This is a genomic window from Catenuloplanes japonicus (genome assembly GCF_000717135.1).
Taxonomy (GTDB): domain Bacteria; phylum Actinomycetota; class Actinomycetes; order Mycobacteriales; family Micromonosporaceae; genus Catenuloplanes; species Catenuloplanes japonicus.
On the sequence record NZ_JNXY01000033.1, the window covers coordinates 97,342 to 117,488 of the forward strand.

The window sequence follows — 20,147 nt, forward strand, 5'->3', positions numbered from 1 at the left end:
CACCCAGAGCAACCAATAGACCGAAATTTCGGGCGTGCCAGCGCCCGCCGGTATCGGGCGAACATGACGCTTCGCGGGTGCGGTCATGCGGGGTGCGGTCATGCGGGGTGCGGTCATGCGGGGTGCGGTCATGCGAGGTGCGGTCATGCGAGGCGCGGTCATGCGAGGCACGGCCATGCGAGGCACGGCCATGCGAGGCACGGCCATGCGAGGCACGACGCTGCTGGGACAGGGCAATGTGCCGGACAGGGCAACGCCGATGACTACGCCGGACAGGGCAACGCCGGACATGACAATGCGGGGGCCCGCCTCACGGCGTACCCCCGCATGATCTTGATCTTGCTTTTAGCCTGCCTGCTCGGCGAGCTTGAGGAACTGCTGCTTGCCGGCCAGCGCCTTCTCCGCCTCGCGGACCCGCTTCGCGTCGCCCGCGGCCTTCGCCCGCTCGAGACGCTGCTCCGCCTCGGCGACCTGCTCCCGCATCTGGGCGAGGAGCGGGTTCGCGGACGGCTCGGTGCGGCGCCACGCCGAATCCATGGCCTGACGGAGCTTGTCCTCGATCGCGCGCATGCGGCGGTCGAGACCCGCCATGTTCTCCCGGGGGACGCGGCCGATGTCGTGCCACTGGCCCTGGATCTCGCGCAGCTTGTTCTGCGCGCCCTTCGGGTCCGCGTCGACGTCGACGGCCTCGGCCTCGGCCAGCAGCGCCTGCTTGAGCTCAAGGTTGCCCTTGAGCTCGGCGTCACGGGCGGAGAAGACCTCGCTGCGGCGCGAGAAGAACGCGTCCTGCGCGGCCCGGAACCGGTCCCACAGCTTCTGCTCCGCCTCCTTCGAGGCGCGGGGCGCGGCCTTCCACTGGGTCATCAGGTCCTTGAGCCGGGCGGCGGTGTCGGCCCAGTCCTCGGACTCGGAGAGGGACTCCGCCTCCTTGACCAGGTCTTCCTTCGCGCCCTGTGCCTGCTTGCGCTGCCCGTCGAGCGTCGCGAAGTGCGCGCCCCGGCGCCGGGTGAACCCGTCGCGGGCGGCCGCGAACCGCTTCCACAGCTCGCCGTCCGTCTTCTTGTCGATCCCGCGAATGGTCTTCCACTCGTCGAGGATCTCCTTGAGACGGTCGCCCGCGGCCTTCCACCCGGTCGACTCGGCGGCGATCTTCTCCGCCTCCTCGACCAGCGCGACCTTGCGGGCCTGCGCTTCGGTGCGCGCGGTCTCCTTCGCGGCCTTCGCCGTGGCCGCGCTCTCCTCGGCCAGCGTGGTGAGGCGGTCGAGGCGGGCGGCGAGCCCGTCCACATCGCCGACCACGTGGGCCTCGGCCAGCTCGGTGCGAAGCCGCTTCACGCTGGTCAGGGAGTGCGCCGCATCGGCCGCACCGGACTTCAGCCGCGCCTCGATGAGGTCGACCTCGGTAACCTTGTCCGCGAAGCGGCGCGCGAAGTGGGCGAGGCCCTCCTCGGGCGTTCCCGCCTGCCAGGACCCGACCACGCGCTCGCCCTCGGCGGTCTTGCAGTAGACCGTGCCGTCGGCGTCCACCCGACCGTAGGTGGTCCAGTCGCTCATCTGCCCATCCTCGTTCTTCCCGGCGTCCGGGGAAAGTGCGTCTTCCTCCGGATGCCGCCGCCGCGCAGTAGGTTTTCCAATAACTTCTCCCGGCATTGTCACAGGTACTCCCCCGTGTCCGTCGAGTGCCTGTTGACGACCGTGACCATACGGTGTTCTAGGTCGGCCGTGTGGCGGTTCCTCACGCCCGTGCAGTTACCGTAGGTCGCGTGTCGTCACCCCCCGCATCCAGGGTCTTCCCCCGCGTCGTGGCCGTCGTCGGACCGACGGCGACCGGAAAGTCGGATTTGAGCCTCGCGCTGGCCGAGGCGCTCGGCGGGGAGGTGGTCAACGCCGACTCCATGCAGCTCTACCGCGGCATGGACATCGGCACGGCCAAACTCCCGATCGCGGAGCGGCGCGGCGTGCCGCATCACCTGCTGGACATCTGGGACGTGACCGAGCCCGCGGCCGTCGCGGAATATCAGGAGCTGGCCCGCGCCGCGATCGACGACATCCTGTCCCGCGGCCGGGTGGCGCTGCTGGTCGGCGGCTCCGGCCTCTACGTCCAGGCGGTTCTCGAACAATTCTCCTTCCCGGGTACGTCCCCGGAGGTGCGATCCGCGCTGGAGTCCTCGCTGGCGGAGGCCGGCCCCGCGGTGCTGCACGAGCGGCTGCGCGGGCTCGACCCGGCCGCGGCGGAGGCGATCCTGCCCAGCAACGGCCGGCGGATAGTCCGGGCGCTGGAGGTGATCGAGCTGACCGGCAGGCCGTTCACCGCGTCGCTGCCCACGTCGCCGCGCCCGTTCTACGACAGCGTGCGGATCGGCGTCGACCGGGAGACGGCCGCGCTGGACGCGCGGATCGCCCGGCGGGTCGACCTGATGTGGGAGCAGGGGCTGGTCGAGGAGGTCGCCGGGCTGCTCCCGCGCGGACTGCGCGAGGGCCGGACCGCCGGCCGGGCGCTCGGCTACCAGCAGGCGATCGACCAGCTGGACGGCGTCTGCACCGCATCCGTCGCGAGGGAGAGGACCACGGCCGCCACCCGCCGGTTCGTCCGGCGCCAGCGCTCCTGGTTCCGCCGGGACGCCTCGGTGCGCTGGCTGGACGGCGGCGCGGACGACCTGGTCGAGTCCGCGCTGCGGCTGGTCGATCTCCCGGTCGGTGCGGAATGATGGTCCGGTGCAGTTCACCAAGGGCCACGGCGCCGGCAACGACTTCGTCATCCTCGACGACCCGGACGGGCAGCTCGCGCTGACGCCGTCGCTGGTCGCGGCGCTCTGCGACCGGCACCGCGGCATCGGGGCGGACGGTGTGCTGCGCGTGGTCCGGACCGCCAAGCACCCCGAGGCGGTCGGTCACGCGGCCGACGCCGAGTGGTTCATGGACTACTGGAACGCGGACGGTTCGATCGCCGAGATGTGCGGCAACGGCATCCGGGTGTTCGCGCGCTACCTTGCCGTGGCCGGTCTGGCGGGCGGTGACTCGTTCCCGATCCTGACCCGGGCCGGGCTGGTCCGGGCCGTGATCGACGGCGACATCATCGCGGTGGACATGCCGTCGCCGCGGCTCGGCGCCGCCGGCACCGCCACGATCGCGCCGCTCGCGCTGCCCGGCACCGCGGTCGACGTCGGCAACCCGCACCTGGTCAGCGTGCTCCCGGACGGCGTCGACCTGGACGGGCTGGACCTGACCCGCGAGCCCGGCTTCGACCCGGCGCTGTTCCCCGAGGGGGTGAACGTCGAGTTCGTGTCGCCGCTCGCGCCGCTTCCCGGTTTCGACGCGCACGTGCGCATGCGCGTCCACGAGCGTGGGTCGGGGGAGACGCTGGCCTGCGGGTCCGGCGCGCTCGCGGTCGCGGCCGTGACACTGCACGACGCCGGGCTCCCCATGGGTACGGTCGCGGTCGAGCTGCTGGGCGGCCGGCTCGTCGCCACGCGGGGCGAGGCGGGCTGGACGCTGGCCGGGCCGGCCGTGCTGGTCGCCTCCGGCGAGGTCGCGACGGAGGCGCTCGGCGGGATCGGCTGAACGACGGACCGCAGGACCGGTGAGAGGCGCTCGGCGGGATCGGCTGAGTGACGGCCTGCAGGGACAGGCGAGATCGGAAGGCCGGCTCGTCGTGCGGTGCACGCATCACCAGGACTCACGGCCGCCCCGAGTCTGGCTCGGCCCGCACGTAGCTGCGAAGCGGTGGCGGCCGCTTCCCGGCGACACCGGGATGAACATCCGGTCCGTCGCCGTCGGCCGCGCTGACCTGCGTGTTAACGTCCGCGGCGTGCAGACCGGGCCTCTGATCGTCGCGCACCGCGGCAACTCCTCGATCGCGCCGGAGAACACGATGGCCGCGCTGGTCTCGGGCGTGCGCGCCGGTGCCGCCTACCTGGAGATCGACGTGCATGCCAGCGCGGACGGCGTCCCCGTGGTCATCCACGACTACACGCTCGAACGCACCACGAACGGCACCGGCCGCGTCGCCGACCGCACCGCCGCCGAGCTGGCCGCGCTGGACGCCGGCTCCTGGCACTCCCCGCCGTTCCGCGGCGAGCGGGTGCCCGCGCTGGCCCAGGTGCTCGACCTGATCGCCGCCGCGCCGGCCGGCCTCCTGCTGGAGGTCAAGCCGTTCATGCCCCGCGCCCTGACCGCCGCGATCGTCGGCGAGATCGTGGCCCGCGACCTGACCACCCGGGTGCTGCTCCAGAGCTACGACGCGAACGTCCTCCGCGACGCCCGCGCCCTGGCCCCCGCCGCCCTCCGCCTCGGCCTGCTCCGCGACGAGTTCGACGCCGATCCGGTCGCCGAGGCCCGCGCGCTGGGCTGCGCCGCCTTCAACCCGAGCGTGGAGGCACTCCTGGCCACCCCGTCCATGGCCACCACCCTGCGCGACGCCGGCCTGCTCGTCATGGTCCACACCGCCGACCACGAGGACACCTGGCGGGCGCTGACCGCCCTCCACGTCACCGCCGTCATCACCAACCGCCCCGCCGAACTCCTGGCCTGGCAGTCGGACGGACCGGACGGGTCTTGACCGTGCGCCCACGGATCCGCCGGCCCGCGGGAGCATGCGGATCGCGACCACGGCGTGAGTGGGTCTATCGGATATGAGAAAGGGCGCGGTCGCGGGAATCTCCCGCGACCGCGCCCTTTCAGGCCGTCAGGCCGTCAGCACATGGTGATCTAGTTCTCCGGGACGCCGAAGCTGGTGTCCTCGCCCGCGTCCAGGCCGCCGAAGTCGGTGGTGGCGTCGGCGTTGCCGGCGGCGGCGCGGCGGACCGCGGCCGCGACGGCGGGAGCCACCCGGCTGTCGAAGACGCTGGGCACGATGACGGTGGGGTTGATCTTGTCCTCGCCGACCACGTCAGCGATCGCGCGGGCGGCGGCGAGCGCCATCTCCTCGGTGAAGTTCTCCGCGTGGGCGTCGAGCATGCCGCGGAAGACGCCGGGGAAGGCCAGCACGTTGTTGATCTGGTTGGGCTGGTCGCTGCGGCCGGTGGCGACGATCGCGGCGTGCTCGCGGGCCGCGCGCGGGTCGACCTCCGGGTCCGGGTTGGCCAGCGCGAACACGATCGACTTCTCGGCCATGGTGGCGATGTCGTCGCCGGTGAGCAGGTTCGGGGCGGAGACGCCGATGAAGACGTCCGCGCCCTTGATCGCGCCCTTGAGGTCGCCGACGTAGCCGGACTTGTTGGTGTTCTCGGCCAGCCACTGCCAGGTCGGGTTCAGGTCGGGCAGCCCGCGGTGCAGCGCGCCGGGACGGTCATAGGCGATGATGTCGCCCACACCCTGGCGGAGCAGCAGCTTCATGATGGCGGTGCCGGCTGCGCCGGCGCCGGACACCACGACGCGGATGTCGGCCATGTTCTTGCCGACCACGCGCAGCGCGTTGGTCAGCGCGGCGAGCACGCAGATCGCGGTGCCGTGCTGGTCGTCGTGGAAGACCGGGATGTCGAGCAGCTCACGCAGCCGCGCCTCGATCTCGAAGCAGCGAGGCGCCGCGATGTCCTCAAGGTTGATGCCGCCGTAGCCGGGCGCGATGGCCTTGACGATGGCGACGATCTCGTCGGTGTCCTGCGTGTCCAGCACGACCGGCCACGCGTCGACGCCGCCGAACCGCTTGAACAGCGCGGCCTTGCCCTCCATGACCGGCAGTGCGGCGGCCGGGCCGATGTTGCCGAGGCCGAGGACGGCGGAACCGTCCGTGACGACCGCGACCGTGTTGCGCTTGATGGTGAGACGGCGGGCGTCCTCGGGGTTCTCCGCGATCGCGAGGCAGACGCGGGCGACACCGGGCGTGTACGCCCGGGACAGCTCGTCACGGTTACGCAGCGCGACCTTGGACGTGACCTCGATCTTGCCGCCGAGGTGGAGCAGGAACGTACGGTCGGAGACCTTGCGCACCTCGACGCCGTCGAGGTCCTCCAGCTTCTTGACGACCTGGTCGGCGTGCCCGGAGTCGGCGGTGTCGCAGGTGAGGTCGACGGTGACGCGCAGGGGGTCGGAGTCCACCACGTCCAGCGCGGTGACGATCGCGCCGGCCTCGCCGACGCACGTGGTCAGACGGCCGATCGCGGACGCGTCGGCGACGACGCTTACCCGGATGGTGATCGAGAACCCTGCGCTCGGCAGGCGGGTCGGGGACAACTGTCCTCCCAGGTTGTACGGCGATGTACCGATCCTGATTCTTGTCCTCTACCGGAACAGGGTCCTCCCGGGGTCGTACTCACGGGTAGACGCGCCCCGGGCGATTTATGAGTGCGCCGGGCAGGATCGCGTGCAACCATCGAGGTCTGAGGAGGGACTTACTTGCCTAATAACCGCACAGCACCGACGTCGTCCCCGGATTTCGACGAGATCGACCTGTGGGACGACGAGGATCAGAACACCGATGATGATGTGACGACCGGTGAGCTGGAGCTGGAGGACAGGCACGCCCTGCGCCGCGTGGCGGGTCTCAGCACCGAGCTCACCGACGTCACCGAGGTCGAGTACCGGCAGCTGCGCCTGGAGCGGGTCGTGCTGGTCGGCGTGTGGACCGGTGGGTCCGTCACCGACGCGGAGAACTCGATGGCCGAGCTGGCCGCGCTGGCCGAGACGGCCGGCTCCCAGATCCTGGAGGGCCTGATCCAGCGGCGCGGCCGTCCGGACGCGGCCACGTTCATCGGCCGTGGAAAGGTCGAAGAGCTGGGCGCGGTGGTACGGGAGACCGGCGCCGACACCGTCATCTGCGACGGCGAGCTGTCCCCGTCCCAGCTGCGCAACCTGGAGCAGCAGGTCAAGGTCAAGGTCGTCGACCGTACGGCGCTGATCCTGGACATCTTCGCCCAGCACGCGAAGAGCAAGGAAGGTAAGGCGCAGGTCGAGCTTGCCCAGCTGGAATACCTGGTGCCCCGCCTGCGGGGCTGGGGTGAGTCCCTGTCCCGGCAGACCGGTGGCGCGGGCGGCAGCGCGGGCGGCGGTGGCGTGGGCCTCCGCGGTCCCGGTGAGACGAAGCTGGAGATCGACCGCCGGCGCATCCGCACCCGGATCGCGCGGCTGCGGCGCGAGATCAAGGGCATGAAGACGGTCCGTGACACCAAGCGTGCCCGCCGGTCGCGCCGTGCCGTGCCGGCCGTGGCCATCGCCGGTTACACGAACGCAGGCAAGTCCAGCCTGCTCAACCGGCTGACCAACGCGGGCGTCCTGGTGGAGAACGCGCTGTTCGCCACGCTGGACCCGACGACGCGCAAGGCGTTCACGTCCGACGGCCGCGTCTACACGCTCTCCGACACGGTCGGTTTCGTCCGGCACCTCCCGCACCAGATCGTGGAGGCGTTCCGCTCCACGCTCGAGGAGGTCGCGGAGGCGGATGTGGTGCTCCACGTGGTGGACGGCTCGCACCCGGACCCGGAGGAGCAGCTGCGCGCGGTGCGCGAGGTGCTGGCCGAGGTCGGTGCCGAGCGGCTGCCCGAGCTGCTGGTGGTCAACAAGACCGACGCGGCCGACGAGGAGACGCTGCTGCGTCTCAAGCACGAGTGGCCGGATGCGATCTTCGTCTCCGCGCACACCGGGCGGGGCTTCGACGAGCTGCGCGCCGCGATCGAGTCGCGCCTGCCGCGGCCGGCCGTGGAGGTGCGGGCGACCGTGCCGTACGACCGGGGTGATCTGGTGGCGCAGGTGCACCGGCGTGGCGAGGTGCTCAGCACGCTCCACACCGCGGAGGGCACCGAGATCCACGTGCGCGTCGACGAGGCGCTCGCCGCCGAGCTGTCACCCTGGGTGACTGGCTGATTCTCGGCTTTGTCCGGGTTTGTAGGATCTAGCGGGTGCGATGCGACGCGTAAGAGTGGCATCGCACCCGGTGTCTGCCAGCCGGCTTTGATCGGCGTGTAACCAAGGTCCGAGGATGACGTGCGAGACTAGCCCGATGCGGCGTGCGGTTTCATCGATTGTTGTGGCGTTCGGGCTGGTCGCGGCCATGCCCGGGGCAGCCAGTGCGGCGGCAGCCGCTGAGCCCGCCAAGGGCGAGACAGTTTGCAAGATCTCCGACGAGCTGCTGTCCGAGCTCTCCGGCATTGCCGCCTACAAGGACGGCTACTACGTCATCAACGACGGCACGGAGAACGACGCGGCGCGGAAGATCTTCCTCCTCGACGGCAAATGCAAGGTCAAAGACACGATCGGCTATCCGGGTACGCCTCCGGACACCGAGGACATGGTCCTCTCGCCGGACGGCACCACGCTCTGGGTCGGCAACATCGGCGACAACGAGAAAGAGCGCCCGCTGATCGGCGTCTACAAGATCGATCTCACGGCGGAGGACCCGAAGCCGGTCTACTACCGGCTGCGCTACCCCGGCAAGGACAAGTTCAACGCCGAAGCGCTGCTGATCAACGGTGACGGCACGCCGATCGTGGTCACCAAGGAGCCGGCTCTCGCCCACCTCTGGATCCCCAGCGTCCCGCTGGAGGAGGGGGAGGCGGGCGTCGAGCTGAAGGAGGTCGGCGAGTGGAAGATCCCGCTGACCACCACCAGCACGTACCTCGGGGTGGCCGGCCGGATGGCGGTCACCGGCGGCGCGGTCGCGCCCGGTGGCGCGAAGGTGGCGCTCCGGACCTATGCCGACGCGTTCGAGTGGGACGTGACGAACGGCGACGTGGTCGCGGCCGTGACCAAGAACGAGCCGCGGATCACCGGCCTGCCCGACGAGCCGTTCGGTGAGGCGATCACCTACACCGCGGACGGGGCGAACTACGTCACCGTGTCCGAGATGCCGGTCGGCTCCTCGTTCGCCAAGGACCCGCCCACGCTGCTGAAGTACACGCCGCAGCACAACGCGGTCCAGGCCGCGAGCGGCGGCGACTCGCAGTCGGACAACCGGTCCCTGCTGGAGCGCGTGTCGCTCGGTCAGATCACGGCCGCGATCGTCTCGGTCGGCCTCATCGGCCTGATCCTGCTGATCGCCGGCGTGGCCGGCATCGTGATGTTCCGCCGCCGCAACCCGGCGCCGCTGGACGACGAGCCGGTCAAGGGCAAGTCCGAGTCCGGCGCCGCGGACCGAGGGCCGGAGTCCTCCGGGGCGAACCGGCGGGAGCCGGCGGCCGCGGGAGCCGGTGCGGTGTACGGCGGCGGGCCGGCCGGGATGAACGGCGGCGGGTCCGGCGCGGTCTACGGCGGTGGCGGCGGAAACTCCGGCGCGGCGCGTGGCGGTGCCGCAGCCGGTGGCGGCGTCTACGGCGGCGGGCCGGGCGGGATGAACGGCGGCGGTTCGGGCGCGGTCTACGGCGCGGGCGGCGGCGGTAAGTCCGGCGCCGCGTACGGCGGCGGGCCGGGTGGCATGAACGGCGGCGGTTCGGGCGCGGTCTACGGCGCGGGCGGCGGTGGTGGCGGTGGCCAGGGCCGTGGCGGTGGCCAGGGCGGCGGCGGTCCTCGCGGTGGCGGCCAGGGCGGCGGCGGTGGTCAGGCCCGCGGTCGCGGTCCGCAGGATCCGCAGCAGAGCGGCGGCGTCTACACCGGCGGCCCCGGCGGGATGAACGGCGGCGGCTCCGGCGCGGTCTACGGCGCAGGCGGCGGCGGTGGCGGCGGCCAGGGCCGTGGCGGCGGCGGTCCTCGTGGCGGTGGCCAGGGTGGCGGTGGCCAGGGCGGGCGTGGCCCGCAGCAGAGCGGCGGTAACCCGCAGCAGGGCGGTCGTCCCCGTGGCCCGCAGCAGAGCGGCGGCAATCCTCAGCAGGGCGGTCGTCCCCCGCGCCAGCAGGGCGGTGGCGGAGGTGTCTACGGCGGCGGCCCCGAGGGCATGAACGGCGGCGGCTCGGGCGGCGTCTACGGCGGCGGTGGCGGCGAGCGCGGTGGCGAGCAGAGCGGCGGTTACGACCGCCGTGGCGACGGCCCGCGCGGCGACTACCCGCAGAACCCGCCGTACGACGACCGGCGTCGCTGAGCGCGGCAACAACGGTAGTACCGGGGTGTGGTCTCCACGGCCGACGGAGCCCACACCCCGGATGCATCTCAGATGCGGCGGAGCACCGCCACGACGCGACCGATGATGGACGCGTCGTCGCCCGGGATCGGGTCGAACGCGGGGTTCGCCGGCATCAGCCACACGTGCCCGTCGCGACGGCGATAGGTCTTCACCGTGGCCTCGCCGTCCAGCATGGCGGCGACGATCTCACCGGAGTCGGCCGTCGGCTGCTGCCGGACCACCACCCAGTCACCGTCGCAGATCGCGGCGTCGATCATCGAGTCGCCCTTGACCTTCAGCATGAAGACCTCGCCCTCGCCGACCAGCTCGCGCGGCAGCGGGAAGACCTCCTCCACGGCCTGCTCCGCGAGGATCGGGCCACCGGCAGCGATCCGGCCCAGCATCGGCACATACGCCGGCTTGGGCCGCTGCGCGCGGGCCGCCTCGTCGTCCATCATGTCGGCGGGCGGGCGGACGTCCACGGCACGCGGCCGGTTCGGGTCGCGGCGCAGGAAGCCCTTCCGCTCCAGCTCCTTCAGCTGGTACGCGACGGAGGACGGGGAGACGAGGCCGACCGCCTCGCCGATCTCCCGGACGCTCGGCGGATATCCGTACTTCTCCACCCACTCGCGGATGAACTCCAGGATGCGGCGCTGCCGTGCGGTGAGATCGGCGGAGACCAGGTCGGGGAAGCTGCTGACCGGCTGCACCGGTCGCAGGTGCGGGGCCGCGGCCCGTTGCCGCCCGGCGCCGCGCTTGCCCGCGGAGGGCGCGCTCTTGCCCTGCTGCTCCTGCTCCGGATGCTTGCTCCGGTCGTCGGTTGACACGTCCGTCCTCCCTGATCGGTGAGTGCCGCTGGGGCACCGTGGTCGCGTCCGCGCGGTGGGGAAGTGCGCGAAACGCCACCAACTAGTACGGGAGTAACCCCGACGACCCGCAGCGGCCGAAACCGGACGCGGGTCGGCAGGCAAGCCCCGCCGGATCGGATTGGGGAAGCCGATCGGGCGTGGTGACCCCTCTGTGCGCAAACGGTAATGGTGAAATCCCACTTCTTCAAACATCTGTACGAGATTCACGCGGCGTGTCGCGCTTTCGAGCCTCGACATCCGTACGCATGTTCTGGTAGACCTTCGTACGTCCGTTCTATCGAACCCTTGTTCGAGTGAGATCATCTTTACTGGGGGGTCCCGTGGCTGGGACGGCTGTTACCTCGGCGCTCACCGTAGACGCGGTGAGCGCCCCCACCAGGGCTGCGATCGGTTGGGGGACCGATCGCCCGGCCCGTGCGCACGAGCCCGCACGACGCCCGTTGCGCCTCACCCGGCGCGGCCGGATCGTCCGGATGGTCGTCCTGATCGCGCTGGCCTGGGTCGCGGTCGGCGTGTTCGCCGCGACCGCGTCGCAGGCGGAGCCCGAGACCGGCCCGCTGCCCACCGCCGTGGTGCAGAAGAACGACACGCTCTGGGACATCGCGGCCCGATACCGTCCCAGTGATGATCCGTTCGCCATGGTCGAGGAGATCCGCGCGATCAACGATCTGCCCGGCTACACCATCCATCCGGGCCAGGAGCTGCAGCTTCCGCGTGGTCGCTGAAGTCGCTCCCACGCGGCCGGTAACCGGTCTCCCACCGCGGGTGTTGAGACCGCAGGCACAGTTGTGACCGTTGCGGCGGGTGAGCTTGCATCTGTGGCGTGGGGGGCCTACGGTCACAACATCTAGTAGTGACACGGGTGTAAGTCATCAACTGGTAGGGGTCCTCACCCCCACCTTCCCAGCCTGTTCACCACAGCGGCCGCCCGGCGCAACCGGGCGTTTTCGCTGCGGTCCGGCGTGCGCGGGGTAAGGCTGGAGGGGGAGCCGGCCCTACCGCGGGGGAAGGGGGCGCCGACAATGCGCTGTCCGTATTGCCGGCACGCCGACTCCCGGGTGGTCGATTCCCGCGAGGCCGATGACGGTCAGCTGATCCGCCGGCGGCGGTCCTGCCCGGAGTGCGGCAAGCGCTTCACGACGGTCGAGGAGGCCGTTCTCGCGGTCGTGAAGCGCAGTGGCGTGACCGAGCCGTTCAGCCGGACGAAGATCGCCAACGGCGTCCGCAAGGCCTGCCAGGGCCGCCCGGTCACCGAGGACGCGCTGGCGCTGCTCGCCCAGCGGGTGGAGGACGCGGTCCGGTCGCGGGGCGCGGCGGAGATCCCGAGCAACGAGGTGGGTCTCGCGATCCTCGGCCCGTTGCGGGAGCTTGACGTCGTGGCTTACCTGCGGTTCGCCAGCGTCTACCGGTCGTTCGACTCGCTGGGGGATTTCGAGCGCGAGATCGAGACGTTGCGTGACGAGGCGCTCGCGCGCGAGGCCGCGCGCGAGCAGGGCGGCGGCACAGCCACCGTCGAGGAACCGGAAGCGGCGGCCGCCAGCCGTACCGTCTGATGGTTTCGAGGGTTTCAAGGATTTGATGTAAACGCGGCGTCGGGCCGCGGCTAGCCGAGGGGGAAGCACATTGGCCGGGGACAACGCGTCCACAGGCAACGCGACGACGGGCAAGGGGCGGGTCCGGGCGACGCAGAGCAACGGCTCCGCGCCCAAGGACTCGAAGGACCTCAAGGGTCTGTCCGTCGAGCGGGTCTGGACCACGGAGGGTGTCCACCCGTATGACGAGGTCGAGTGGGAGCGCCGCGACGTCGTCATGACGAACTGGCGCGACGGCTCGATCAACTTCGAGCAGCGCGGCGTGGAGTACCCGACGTCGTGGAGCGTCAACGCCGCGAACATCGTCACCACGAAGTATTTCCGGGGAGCGGTGGGGACCCCGGCGCGTGAGTGGTCGCTCAAGCAGCTCATCGACCGGGTCGCGAAGACGTATCGCGCCGCGGGCGAAAAGTACGGCTATTTCGCGACGACGGACGATGCCGAGATCTTCGAGCACGAGCTGACCTGGATGCTGCTGCACCAGGTGTTCAGCTTCAACTCGCCGGTCTGGTTCAACGTCGGCACCACGTCGCCGCAGCAGGTCAGCGCGTGCTTCATCCTCTCCGTCGACGACTCGATGGACTCGATCCTGGACTGGTACAAGGAGGAGGGCCTGATCTTCAAGGGAGGCTCCGGCTCCGGCGTGAACCTCTCCCGGATCCGTTCCTCCAAGGAGCTGCTCTCCAGCGGCGGCACCGCGTCCGGCCCGGTCAGCTTCATGCGTGGCGCGGACGCGTCCGCCGGAACGATCAAGTCGGGCGGCGCCACCCGGCGCGCGGCGAAGATGGTCATCCTCGACATCGACCACCCGGACATCGAGGAGTTCGTCGAGACCAAGGCGCGCGAGGAGGACAAGATCCGCGCGCTGCGGGACGCCGGCTTCGACATGGACCTGGGCGGCGCCGACATCGTCTCCGTGCAGTACCAGAACGCGAACAACTCGGTCCGCGTCTCGGACGACTTCATGACCGCGGTCGAGAACGACACCGAGTTCGGCCTGCGCAGCCGGTCCGACAACTCGGTCATCTCGACCGTCAACGCGAAGAGCCTGTTCCGCAAGGTCGCGCTCGCCGCGTGGGAGTGCGCCGACCCGGGCATCCAGTACGACGACGTGATCAACGACTGGCACACGAACCCGGAGACCGGGCGGATCACCGCCTCGAACCCGTGCTCGGAGTACATGTCGCTGGACGACTCGTCCTGCAACCTGGCCTCGCTGAACCTGATGAAGTTCCTCAAGGCCGACGGCGGCTTCGAGATCGAGAAGTTCGTCAAGTCGGTCGAGTTCATCATCACCGCGATGGACATCTCGATCTGCTTCGCCGACTTCCCGACCGAGCGGATCGGTGCCACCACCCGGGCGTACCGGCAGCTCGGCATCGGCTACGCCAACCTCGGCGCACTGCTGATGGCGTCCGGCCTGCCCTACGACTCGGACGGCGGCCGCACCGTGGCCGGCGCCATCACGTCGCTGATGACCGGTACCGCGTACCGCCGCTCGGCCGAGCTGGCCGGCATCGTGGGCGCCTACGACGGCTACGCCCGCAACGCCAAGGCGCACCAGCGCGTCATGCGCAAGCACGCCGCGGCGAACGACGACATAAGGGCGTTCAGCACGGTCTCCGACGCGATCCGCGAGGCGGCCGGCGAGCAGTGGACGCTCGGCAACAAGATCGGTGAGACGAACGGCTGGCGTAACGCGCAGGCCTCCGTGCTCGCGCCGACCGGCACCATCGGCCTGATGATGGACTGCGACACCACCGGCATCGAGCCGGACCTGGCGCTCGTCAAGTTCAAGAAGCTGGTCGGCGGCGGCTCGATGCAGATCGTCAACCAGACGGTCCCGCGCGCGCTGCGCAGCATCGGCTACCAGGAGGAGCAGGTCGAGGCGATCGTCGAGCACATCGGCGAGCACGGCCACGTGATCGACGCCCCCGGCCTCAAGCCGGAGCACTACTCGATCTTCGACTGCGCGATGGGCGCGCGGTCCATCTCCCCGATGGGCCACGTGCGCATGATGGCCGGCGTCCAGCCGTTCATCTCCGGCGCGATCTCCAAGACGGTCAACATGCCCGAGGAGGCGACCGTCGAAGAGGTCGAGGAGGTGTACTTCCAGGGCTGGAAGCTCGGCCTGAAGGCGCTCGCGATCTACCGCGACAACTGCAAGGTCGGCCAGCCGCTCTCCGCGCTGAAGAAGCCGGAGGCCGCCGCCCCGGTCGAGACCGTGGTGGAGAAGGTCGTCGAGAAGGTCGTCGAGTACCGGCCGGTCCGCAAGCGCCTCCCCAAGAAGCGCTCCTCGCAGACCGTCTCGTTCTCGGTCGCCGGCGCGGAGGGCTACCTCACCGCGTCCGGTTACCCGGACGGCGGCCTCGGCGAGGTCTTCCTGAAGATGTCGAAGCAGGGCTCGACGCTGGCCGGCGTGATGGACGCCTTCTCGGTGGCCATCTCGATAGGGCTTCAGCACGGCGTCCCGCTGGAGACGTTCGTCAGCAAGTTCACCAACATGCGCTTCGAGCCGGCCGGCATGACGGACGACCCGGACATCCGCATGGCGTCCTCGGTGATGGACTACATCTTCCGTCGCCTGGCGCTGGACTATCTGGACTTCGAGTCCCGCTCCGACCTGGGCATCCTGACCGCGCGCGAGCGTGCGGCCCAGGTCCAGGCCGAGCAGGACGCCGCCGTCGACCTGGCCGGCATGGCCGCGTCCGCCCCGGTGCCCACCAAGGCCCCGGAGCCGGTCGCCGAGGCGCCGAAGGCCGAGGCGAAGGTCCCGTCCCAGCCCCAGCCGGTGATCCAGGCCCGCACCAACACGGAGCTGCTGGAGCTGGTCCAGGGCCGCTCCGCCGACGCGCCGCTCTGCTTCACCTGCGGCACCAAGATGCGCCCCGCCGGCAGCTGCTACGTCTGCGAGGGCTGCGGCTCCACGTCCGGCTGCAGCTGACGCCGTACCGCTTAGGTAGCGCGAATGCCTCCCACCCGAACGCGGGTGGGAGGCATTCTGTTCATTCGACGACCGGCACCATGCGCAGCGATTGGGCGGCGCGGTCGATGAGCTGCTTGTACGTCACGACCTCGACCCGTGACAGGTGGCTGTTGTAGATCCGCAGCGCCTCGTCGACCTCGGGCTCGCTCGCACTGTGCTCGAAGTCGGGATGTCCGATGATCACCGTGGCCGAGGCGCGTCGGACGTCGATTCCCCGTGCGGTGAGGGATGCGCGGTCCTCATCGAGGGTGACTAGGTAGTTGATCGTTTGGGTCATGGCGCGGTGCACCTCGTTCGTCGGGACGTACCGGCCGCGTTGATGGGTGAGGATCGGCACGGCGGCCCGCTTGAGTTCCACGACGTGCACGGTGCCGTCCGGCCGGAGAAGCGTCAGATCGAGCTCGATGCCGCGGCTGATCCGTCGCGGGCCGTGCGGCGTCAGATACGTACCGCCGAAGATCCAGATGTTGTTCTCGAGCGCCCGTTGCAGGTCGCGCTCGCTGCTGTGCCGGTTGAGGACCACGGCCCGGAAGTCGTCCAGCGCACGCCGTCGGGCGCGGAGCAGGACAGCGTCGGCGAGTTCCTCGACCGATGCCGATGCCGATGCCGGCGTCGCTGCCGCCACCGCGTCACCGATGCCGGGCTGGAATCGAAGCCGATCCCGGAACGTCTCTTCCAGCCATGTCATGGTCTCGCGGGTCCCGCGAATCGCCGAGTAGGTTCCCGGGGCATCAGGGTGCTCGCGCACCTCCATGCTCCGTAGGCCGTCCAGGAACGTCAGCAGGTCGTTCACGGACGCCTGCGGCTTGTCCTTCAGGAAGGTGCGAGCCCCGTCGCCGAACCAGATCGCGGCGCTGGACAGGGTGGATCGCAGCACGTTCCCATGAATCTCCCGCGAGTGGGAGAGCAGCTGGTACTTGATCTCGAGGTCGGGGCCGAGCATGACACCCGAGGAGTACGACAGCGCGTCTTCCAGCCGTTCCGCGGTGTCCCCGTCGTCTTCCTCGCGAGCCGCCGCGATCGCCTGGCGCAACAGGTCTGTCAGCGTCTTCCCGCCGCGGTAGGGGCTGCGATCGCCCATGTGCCGACGGGAATCCTCGACCAGGTTCCGGACATGGTCCGAGACACCCAGCTCGATGATCTTGTCGAGGAGGAGCCGGAGGGAGAAATCGGATCGTACGCGCATGTGTCCACAGTAGAAATTGGGTGTGACGAAAACGCCTGTGTTGCTTAAAGTGATCGTGATCACGCGGGTTGCGGGGCTGGTTTAGCCTGCTAGGAGGTTTTCCAGCCTCCAGCCCTGCTACGGAAAGTCACGTACGTGAAGTCCTTGAGGACCACCTTCGCCATGATCTCCGCCGTCACCGTGCTGGGCGTCGCCGCCGGGTGCGGTGGGACCGGCGACACCGGTGGATCGGGCGGGCCTGCCGGGGCCGAGGCGACCGCGGCCGCGCCCGTGACCACGCCGGCCGACCCGAAGGAGGCGTTCCTCGCCTCGTACAAGGCGCTGGAGGCCGGGCACTACGCGTACTCGGTGAACGTGTCCGGCACCGAGTCGACCGGGATCGTCTACGCGCCGACCAAGTCCGCGAGCACGCACAACGTCGGCGAGGTGGACGGCAACGCGTTCACCACGGACACGATCTTCGCGGACGGGAAGACGTTCGTGCGGATGGACCTCGGGTCCGAGGGCAACGAGCGGCTCGGCATCAAGGCCGGCACCTGGTACGAGGTGGACACCGCCGTCGCGAAGAAGCTCGACTACACGTTCGAGGAGCTGTCGCCGGTCCAGCCGAACTTCCACAGCTCGGTGGTCACGGCGGAGCGGGACGGCGACAAGGCGTTCCGCGGCACGTTCGACTTCTCGGTCGCGGCCGAGGGCAACCCGAACCCGCAGACCGAGACGCTCGTGCAGAACCTGGGCGACGCCGCGAAGTCGATCGCGTTCACGGCGAAGCTGGACGACCGGAACCGCATCTCGGAGCTGGTCTGGACGTTCGAGAAGACCGAGAAGACGCCGGCCTACGTGCAGAAGATCAGCTTCAGCGAGTACGGCACGGCGAACGCCCCGAGCGCGCCGGCCGCGGAGAAGGCCCCGGCCGCGCTCAACGAGATCTACGCGTAGCAGAACGCGCGCCGGGGCGAATCCGCTCAGGCGGGCAGCTTGCTCGCCAGCACGTCGACCTTCTCGATGCTCGGCGGCTGCGTGAACAGCTCCGGCGCGCGGGCCAGGAGCGCGGCGGCGACCTGCCCGGAGAGGTGTGCCTGCCGCCCTGCCTCGTCCGGCGACGCGTCGAAGATGCCGAACGATTGCGGGCCCATCCGCATCGCGAACCAGGCTGTCGTCCCGGCCTCGTCCATCACCGGCCCGATGGCCGCCTCGAGGAAGCGCTCGACCTCGTCCTCCTTCTGCGGTTTCGCCTCCAGCCGCACGAGCAGTCCCTTGGTAACCGTCATCCTGCCACCCCTTCCGATCTTTCCCCCGGTCACGGTCGATCGTACGAAGATTTCCGCGGCCCGATCCGGACATTGACGGGCATCACATCAACCCCTAGCCTCTGATCGAAACAGATCAATGGGGGCGTCGATGCGACGATTCGGGACAGCGCTTGCCGCGGCGATCCTGCTGGCCGCCGGCCTGACCGCGTGCGGCGGCGACGACGATGCGGGCGGCACTGTCACGCTCCGCTTCTCGTGGTGGGGCAACGCGGACCGCGCCGCGCTCATGCAGCAGTCGATCGACCTCTTCCAGGCCGCGAATCCGACGATCAAGGTCACGCCGAGCTTCCAGGAGTTCGAGGCGTACTGGCAGAAGATGGCGACCGAGACCGCCGGCGGCAACGCGCCGGACGTGCTCCAGATGGACTTCGCCTACCTGCGGGAGTACGCGGACCGCAACGTCCTGCTCGACCTCAAGAAGACGGACGTGAACGTCGGCGACCTGATCCCCGCGTTCCAGGGCGTCGGCGAGGTGGACGGCGCGCTCTACGGCGTCCCGACCGGCGGCAACACCTGGTGCATGTTCTACAACCCGGCGCTGCTCAAGGACGCCGGCGTCGAGGAGCCGAAGGACGGCATCACCTGGGATCAGTACCACGCGCTGCTCGACACGGTGTCGAAGAAGGGCAAGACCTACGGCGGCAGCAACTACCGCTCGGTGATCTACAGCTTCGAGTCCTGGCTGCTCCAGCAGGGCGGCCGGCTCTACACCGAGGACGGCACGCTCGGCTTCACCAGGGACCAGCTGATCGCGTACTGGACCGTCGGCAAGCAGTACATCGACGACGGCCGGTTCATCCCGGCGGAGAAGGTCGCCCAGATCGAGCCCGCCTCGCCGATCGTCAAGGACCTGATCGCCACCGAGTTCCGCTGGGACAACTTCTTCGCCCGCTACGCCGGCGAGACCGACGCCGAACTCAAGATCGGACCGGTCCCGGTGATCACGCCCGGCGCCACCGGTCAGTACCTCAAGCCCGCGATGCTGCTCTCCGCGTCCGCGCGCACGGACCACCCGGAGGAGTCCGCCAAGCTGATCAGCTTCCTGATCAACGACCCGCAGGTCGGCAGGATCTTCGGCAGCAACCGCGGCATCCCGGCCACCAACGCGCAGCGCAAGGCCGCGGTGCTGGAGGGCCCGGCCGCGGCCATCGCGGCCTACGAGGAGGCCATCGCGCCGCTGCTGCAGCAGGCGCCGCCCGCGCCGCCGAAGGGCGCCGGCACGGTCGAGGCCGCGTTCCTCCGGATCGCGGACGAGATCAGCTACGGCCGTTCCGCGGTCCCGGACGCGGTCGACGCGTTCTTCGCCGAGGCCGAGGACGCGCTGGCCGGATGACCAGGACGCGCCACGGCGACGCCGGAGCCGGGCTGCTCTTCCTCACGCCGTGGCTGCTCGGCATGCTGCTGCTCACGATCGGCCCGATGCTCGCCTCGCTCTACCTGTCCTTCACCGACTACAACCTGTTCGACGCGCCGGAGTGGATCGGGCTGGAGAACTACCGGCGGATGTTCGACGACCCCCGCTACCTGCAATCCGTCAGGGTCACCGGGGGGTACGTGGCGCTCGCCGTACCCCTGAAGATGCTTGCCGCCCTCGGGGTTGCCCTGCTCTTGAATCAACCGCGCCGGGGTCAGGGACTGTACCGGTCCGCGTTCTACGCGCCGTCGCTGATCGGTGCCAGTGTCAGCCTGTCGCTGGTCTGGAAGAGCATCTTCTCGGACGGCGCGATCGTCGACCGGGGCCTCGGCGCGATCGGCCTGCACACCGGCGGCTGGGTCGGCCGCCCGCAGTGGTCGCTGCCGATGCTGGTGCTGCTGGCCGCGTGGCAGTTCGGCGGCCCGATGGTGATCTTCCTGGCCGGCCTGAAGCAGATCCCGGCCGAGCTCTACGAGGCGGCCGCGGTCGACGGCGCCGGGCCGTGGCGGCGGTTCCGCGCGGTCACGCTGCCGATGCTCTCGCCGGTCATCTTCTTCAACCTGCTGCTGGAGATCATCGGCGCGTTCCAGGTGTTCACGTCCGCGTTCGTGATCGCGACCGGCGTCGGCGGGGGCGGCGGCCCGGCCGGGTCCACGCTCGTCTACACGGTCTACCTCTACGACAAGGGCTTCAGTGATTTCCGCATGGGGTACGCGTCCGCGATGGCCTGGATGCTCGTGCTCGGCGTCGGCCTGATCACCGCGTTGTTGTTCCGCACCAGCCGCGTCTGGGTCCACTACGCGGGGGAGAAGCCGTGACGAGC

15 protein-coding genes and 2 pseudogenes are annotated in these 20,147 nt (G+C 70.1%); 12 read left to right on the top strand and 5 right to left on the bottom strand.

All coding sequences use genetic code 11. The features are described from left to right. Positions 1–82: 82 nt before the first annotated feature. Positions 83–331 (top strand): annotated as a pseudogene (locus OP04_RS56875) (pentapeptide repeat-containing protein); the annotation flags it as partial. A gap of 14 nt (positions 332–345) precedes the next feature. Here the strand turns inward: OP04_RS56875 and OP04_RS37745 are convergent. Continuing rightward, complete coding sequence (locus OP04_RS37745) at positions 346–1,554, bottom strand: DUF349 domain-containing protein (protein WP_033344756.1); 1,209 nt, start codon at positions 1,552–1,554, stop codon at positions 346–348. Between the two features lie 209 nt (positions 1,555–1,763). Here OP04_RS37745 and miaA point away from each other — a divergent pair, with 209 nt between their 5' ends. The 3 genes from miaA to OP04_RS37760 all read left to right on the top strand — a co-directional run bounded on the left by miaA (position 1,764) and on the right by OP04_RS37760 (position 4,558). Further along, positions 1,764–2,708, top strand: a complete 945-nt coding sequence (gene miaA / locus OP04_RS37750) for a tRNA (adenosine(37)-N6)-dimethylallyltransferase MiaA (protein ID WP_232323886.1) — start codon at positions 1,764–1,766, stop codon at positions 2,706–2,708. 7 nt (positions 2,709–2,715) lie between these two features. After that, positions 2,716–3,561 (top strand): diaminopimelate epimerase, encoded by an 846-nt coding sequence (gene dapF / locus OP04_RS37755; protein WP_033344758.1) that lies wholly within the window; start codon positions 2,716–2,718, stop codon positions 3,559–3,561. 247 nt (positions 3,562–3,808) lie between these two features. After that, positions 3,809–4,558, top strand: a complete 750-nt coding sequence (locus OP04_RS37760) for a glycerophosphodiester phosphodiesterase (RefSeq protein ID WP_198154121.1) — start codon at positions 3,809–3,811, stop codon at positions 4,556–4,558. Positions 4,559–4,676: 118 nt separating this feature from the next. On the opposite strand, the pseudogene OP04_RS37765 reads toward OP04_RS37760, so the two are convergent. Beyond that, a pseudogene (locus OP04_RS37765) lies at positions 4,677–6,171 on the bottom strand (malic enzyme-like NAD(P)-binding protein). 210 nt (positions 6,172–6,381) lie between these two features. Between OP04_RS37765 and hflX the strand changes: the two are divergent. Both hflX and OP04_RS55000 read left to right on the top strand, forming a co-directional pair. After that, a complete protein-coding gene (gene hflX / locus OP04_RS37770) occupies positions 6,382–7,797 on the top strand; it encodes a GTPase HflX (RefSeq protein WP_157240937.1) in 1,416 nt (471 codons plus the stop codon). A 163-nt stretch (positions 7,798–7,960) separates the two neighbouring features. Then, positions 7,961–9,943, top strand: coding sequence for a hypothetical protein (locus OP04_RS55000; RefSeq protein WP_051799691.1), 1,983 nt, complete (start codon positions 7,961–7,963; stop codon positions 9,941–9,943). A gap of 68 nt (positions 9,944–10,011) precedes the next feature. Here the strand turns inward: OP04_RS55000 and lexA are convergent, their stop codons facing one another. Next, positions 10,012–10,791: a transcriptional repressor LexA gene (gene lexA / locus OP04_RS37780; protein WP_033344760.1), complete on the bottom strand. Its 780-nt coding sequence runs from the start codon at positions 10,789–10,791 to the stop codon at positions 10,012–10,014. A 404-nt stretch (positions 10,792–11,195) separates the two neighbouring features. Between lexA and OP04_RS37785 the strand changes: the two genes are divergently transcribed. The 3 genes from OP04_RS37785 (at position 11,196) to OP04_RS37795 (ending at position 15,369) form a co-directional block, all read left to right on the top strand. After that, positions 11,196–11,558 (top strand): LysM peptidoglycan-binding domain-containing protein, encoded by a 363-nt coding sequence (locus OP04_RS37785; RefSeq protein ID WP_157240899.1) that lies wholly within the window; start codon positions 11,196–11,198, stop codon positions 11,556–11,558. Positions 11,559–11,855: 297 nt separating this feature from the next. Further along, entirely contained in the window at positions 11,856–12,386 is a 531-nt protein-coding gene (gene nrdR / locus OP04_RS37790; protein ID WP_051799693.1) for a transcriptional regulator NrdR, read from the top strand. A 178-nt stretch (positions 12,387–12,564) separates the two neighbouring features. Next, positions 12,565–15,369, top strand: coding sequence for a vitamin B12-dependent ribonucleotide reductase (locus OP04_RS37795; protein ID WP_033344904.1), 2,805 nt, complete (start codon positions 12,565–12,567; stop codon positions 15,367–15,369). A gap of 61 nt (positions 15,370–15,430) precedes the next feature. Here the strand turns inward: OP04_RS37795 and OP04_RS50525 are convergent, their stop codons facing one another. Then, the gene (locus tag OP04_RS50525) at positions 15,431–16,660 is read right to left on the bottom strand and encodes a Shedu anti-phage system protein SduA domain-containing protein (protein WP_157240901.1); all 1,230 of its coding nucleotides are present in this window, start codon (positions 16,658–16,660) and stop codon (positions 15,431–15,433) included. A 72-nt stretch (positions 16,661–16,732) separates the two neighbouring features. On the opposite strand from OP04_RS50525, the gene OP04_RS37805 reads away from it, so the two are divergent. Then, the gene (locus tag OP04_RS37805; RefSeq protein WP_157240902.1) at positions 16,733–17,536 is read left to right on the top strand and encodes a hypothetical protein; all 804 of its coding nucleotides are present in this window, start codon (positions 16,733–16,735) and stop codon (positions 17,534–17,536) included. Positions 17,537–17,562: 26 nt separating this feature from the next. On the opposite strand, the gene OP04_RS37810 is transcribed toward OP04_RS37805, so the two are convergent. Then, positions 17,563–17,868, bottom strand: coding sequence for a putative quinol monooxygenase (locus OP04_RS37810; protein WP_033344762.1), 306 nt, complete (start codon positions 17,866–17,868; stop codon positions 17,563–17,565). A 130-nt stretch (positions 17,869–17,998) separates the two neighbouring features. Here OP04_RS37810 and OP04_RS37815 point away from each other — a divergent pair, with 130 nt between their 5' ends. After that, positions 17,999–19,243, top strand: a complete 1,245-nt coding sequence (locus tag OP04_RS37815; protein ID WP_033344906.1) for an ABC transporter substrate-binding protein — start codon at positions 17,999–18,001, stop codon at positions 19,241–19,243. Further along, entirely contained in the window at positions 19,240–20,142 is a 903-nt protein-coding gene (locus OP04_RS37820) for a carbohydrate ABC transporter permease (RefSeq protein WP_033344763.1), read from the top strand. The genes OP04_RS37815 and OP04_RS37820 overlap by 4 nt, the downstream gene beginning before the upstream one ends. Positions 20,143–20,147: the final 5 nt, after the last annotated feature.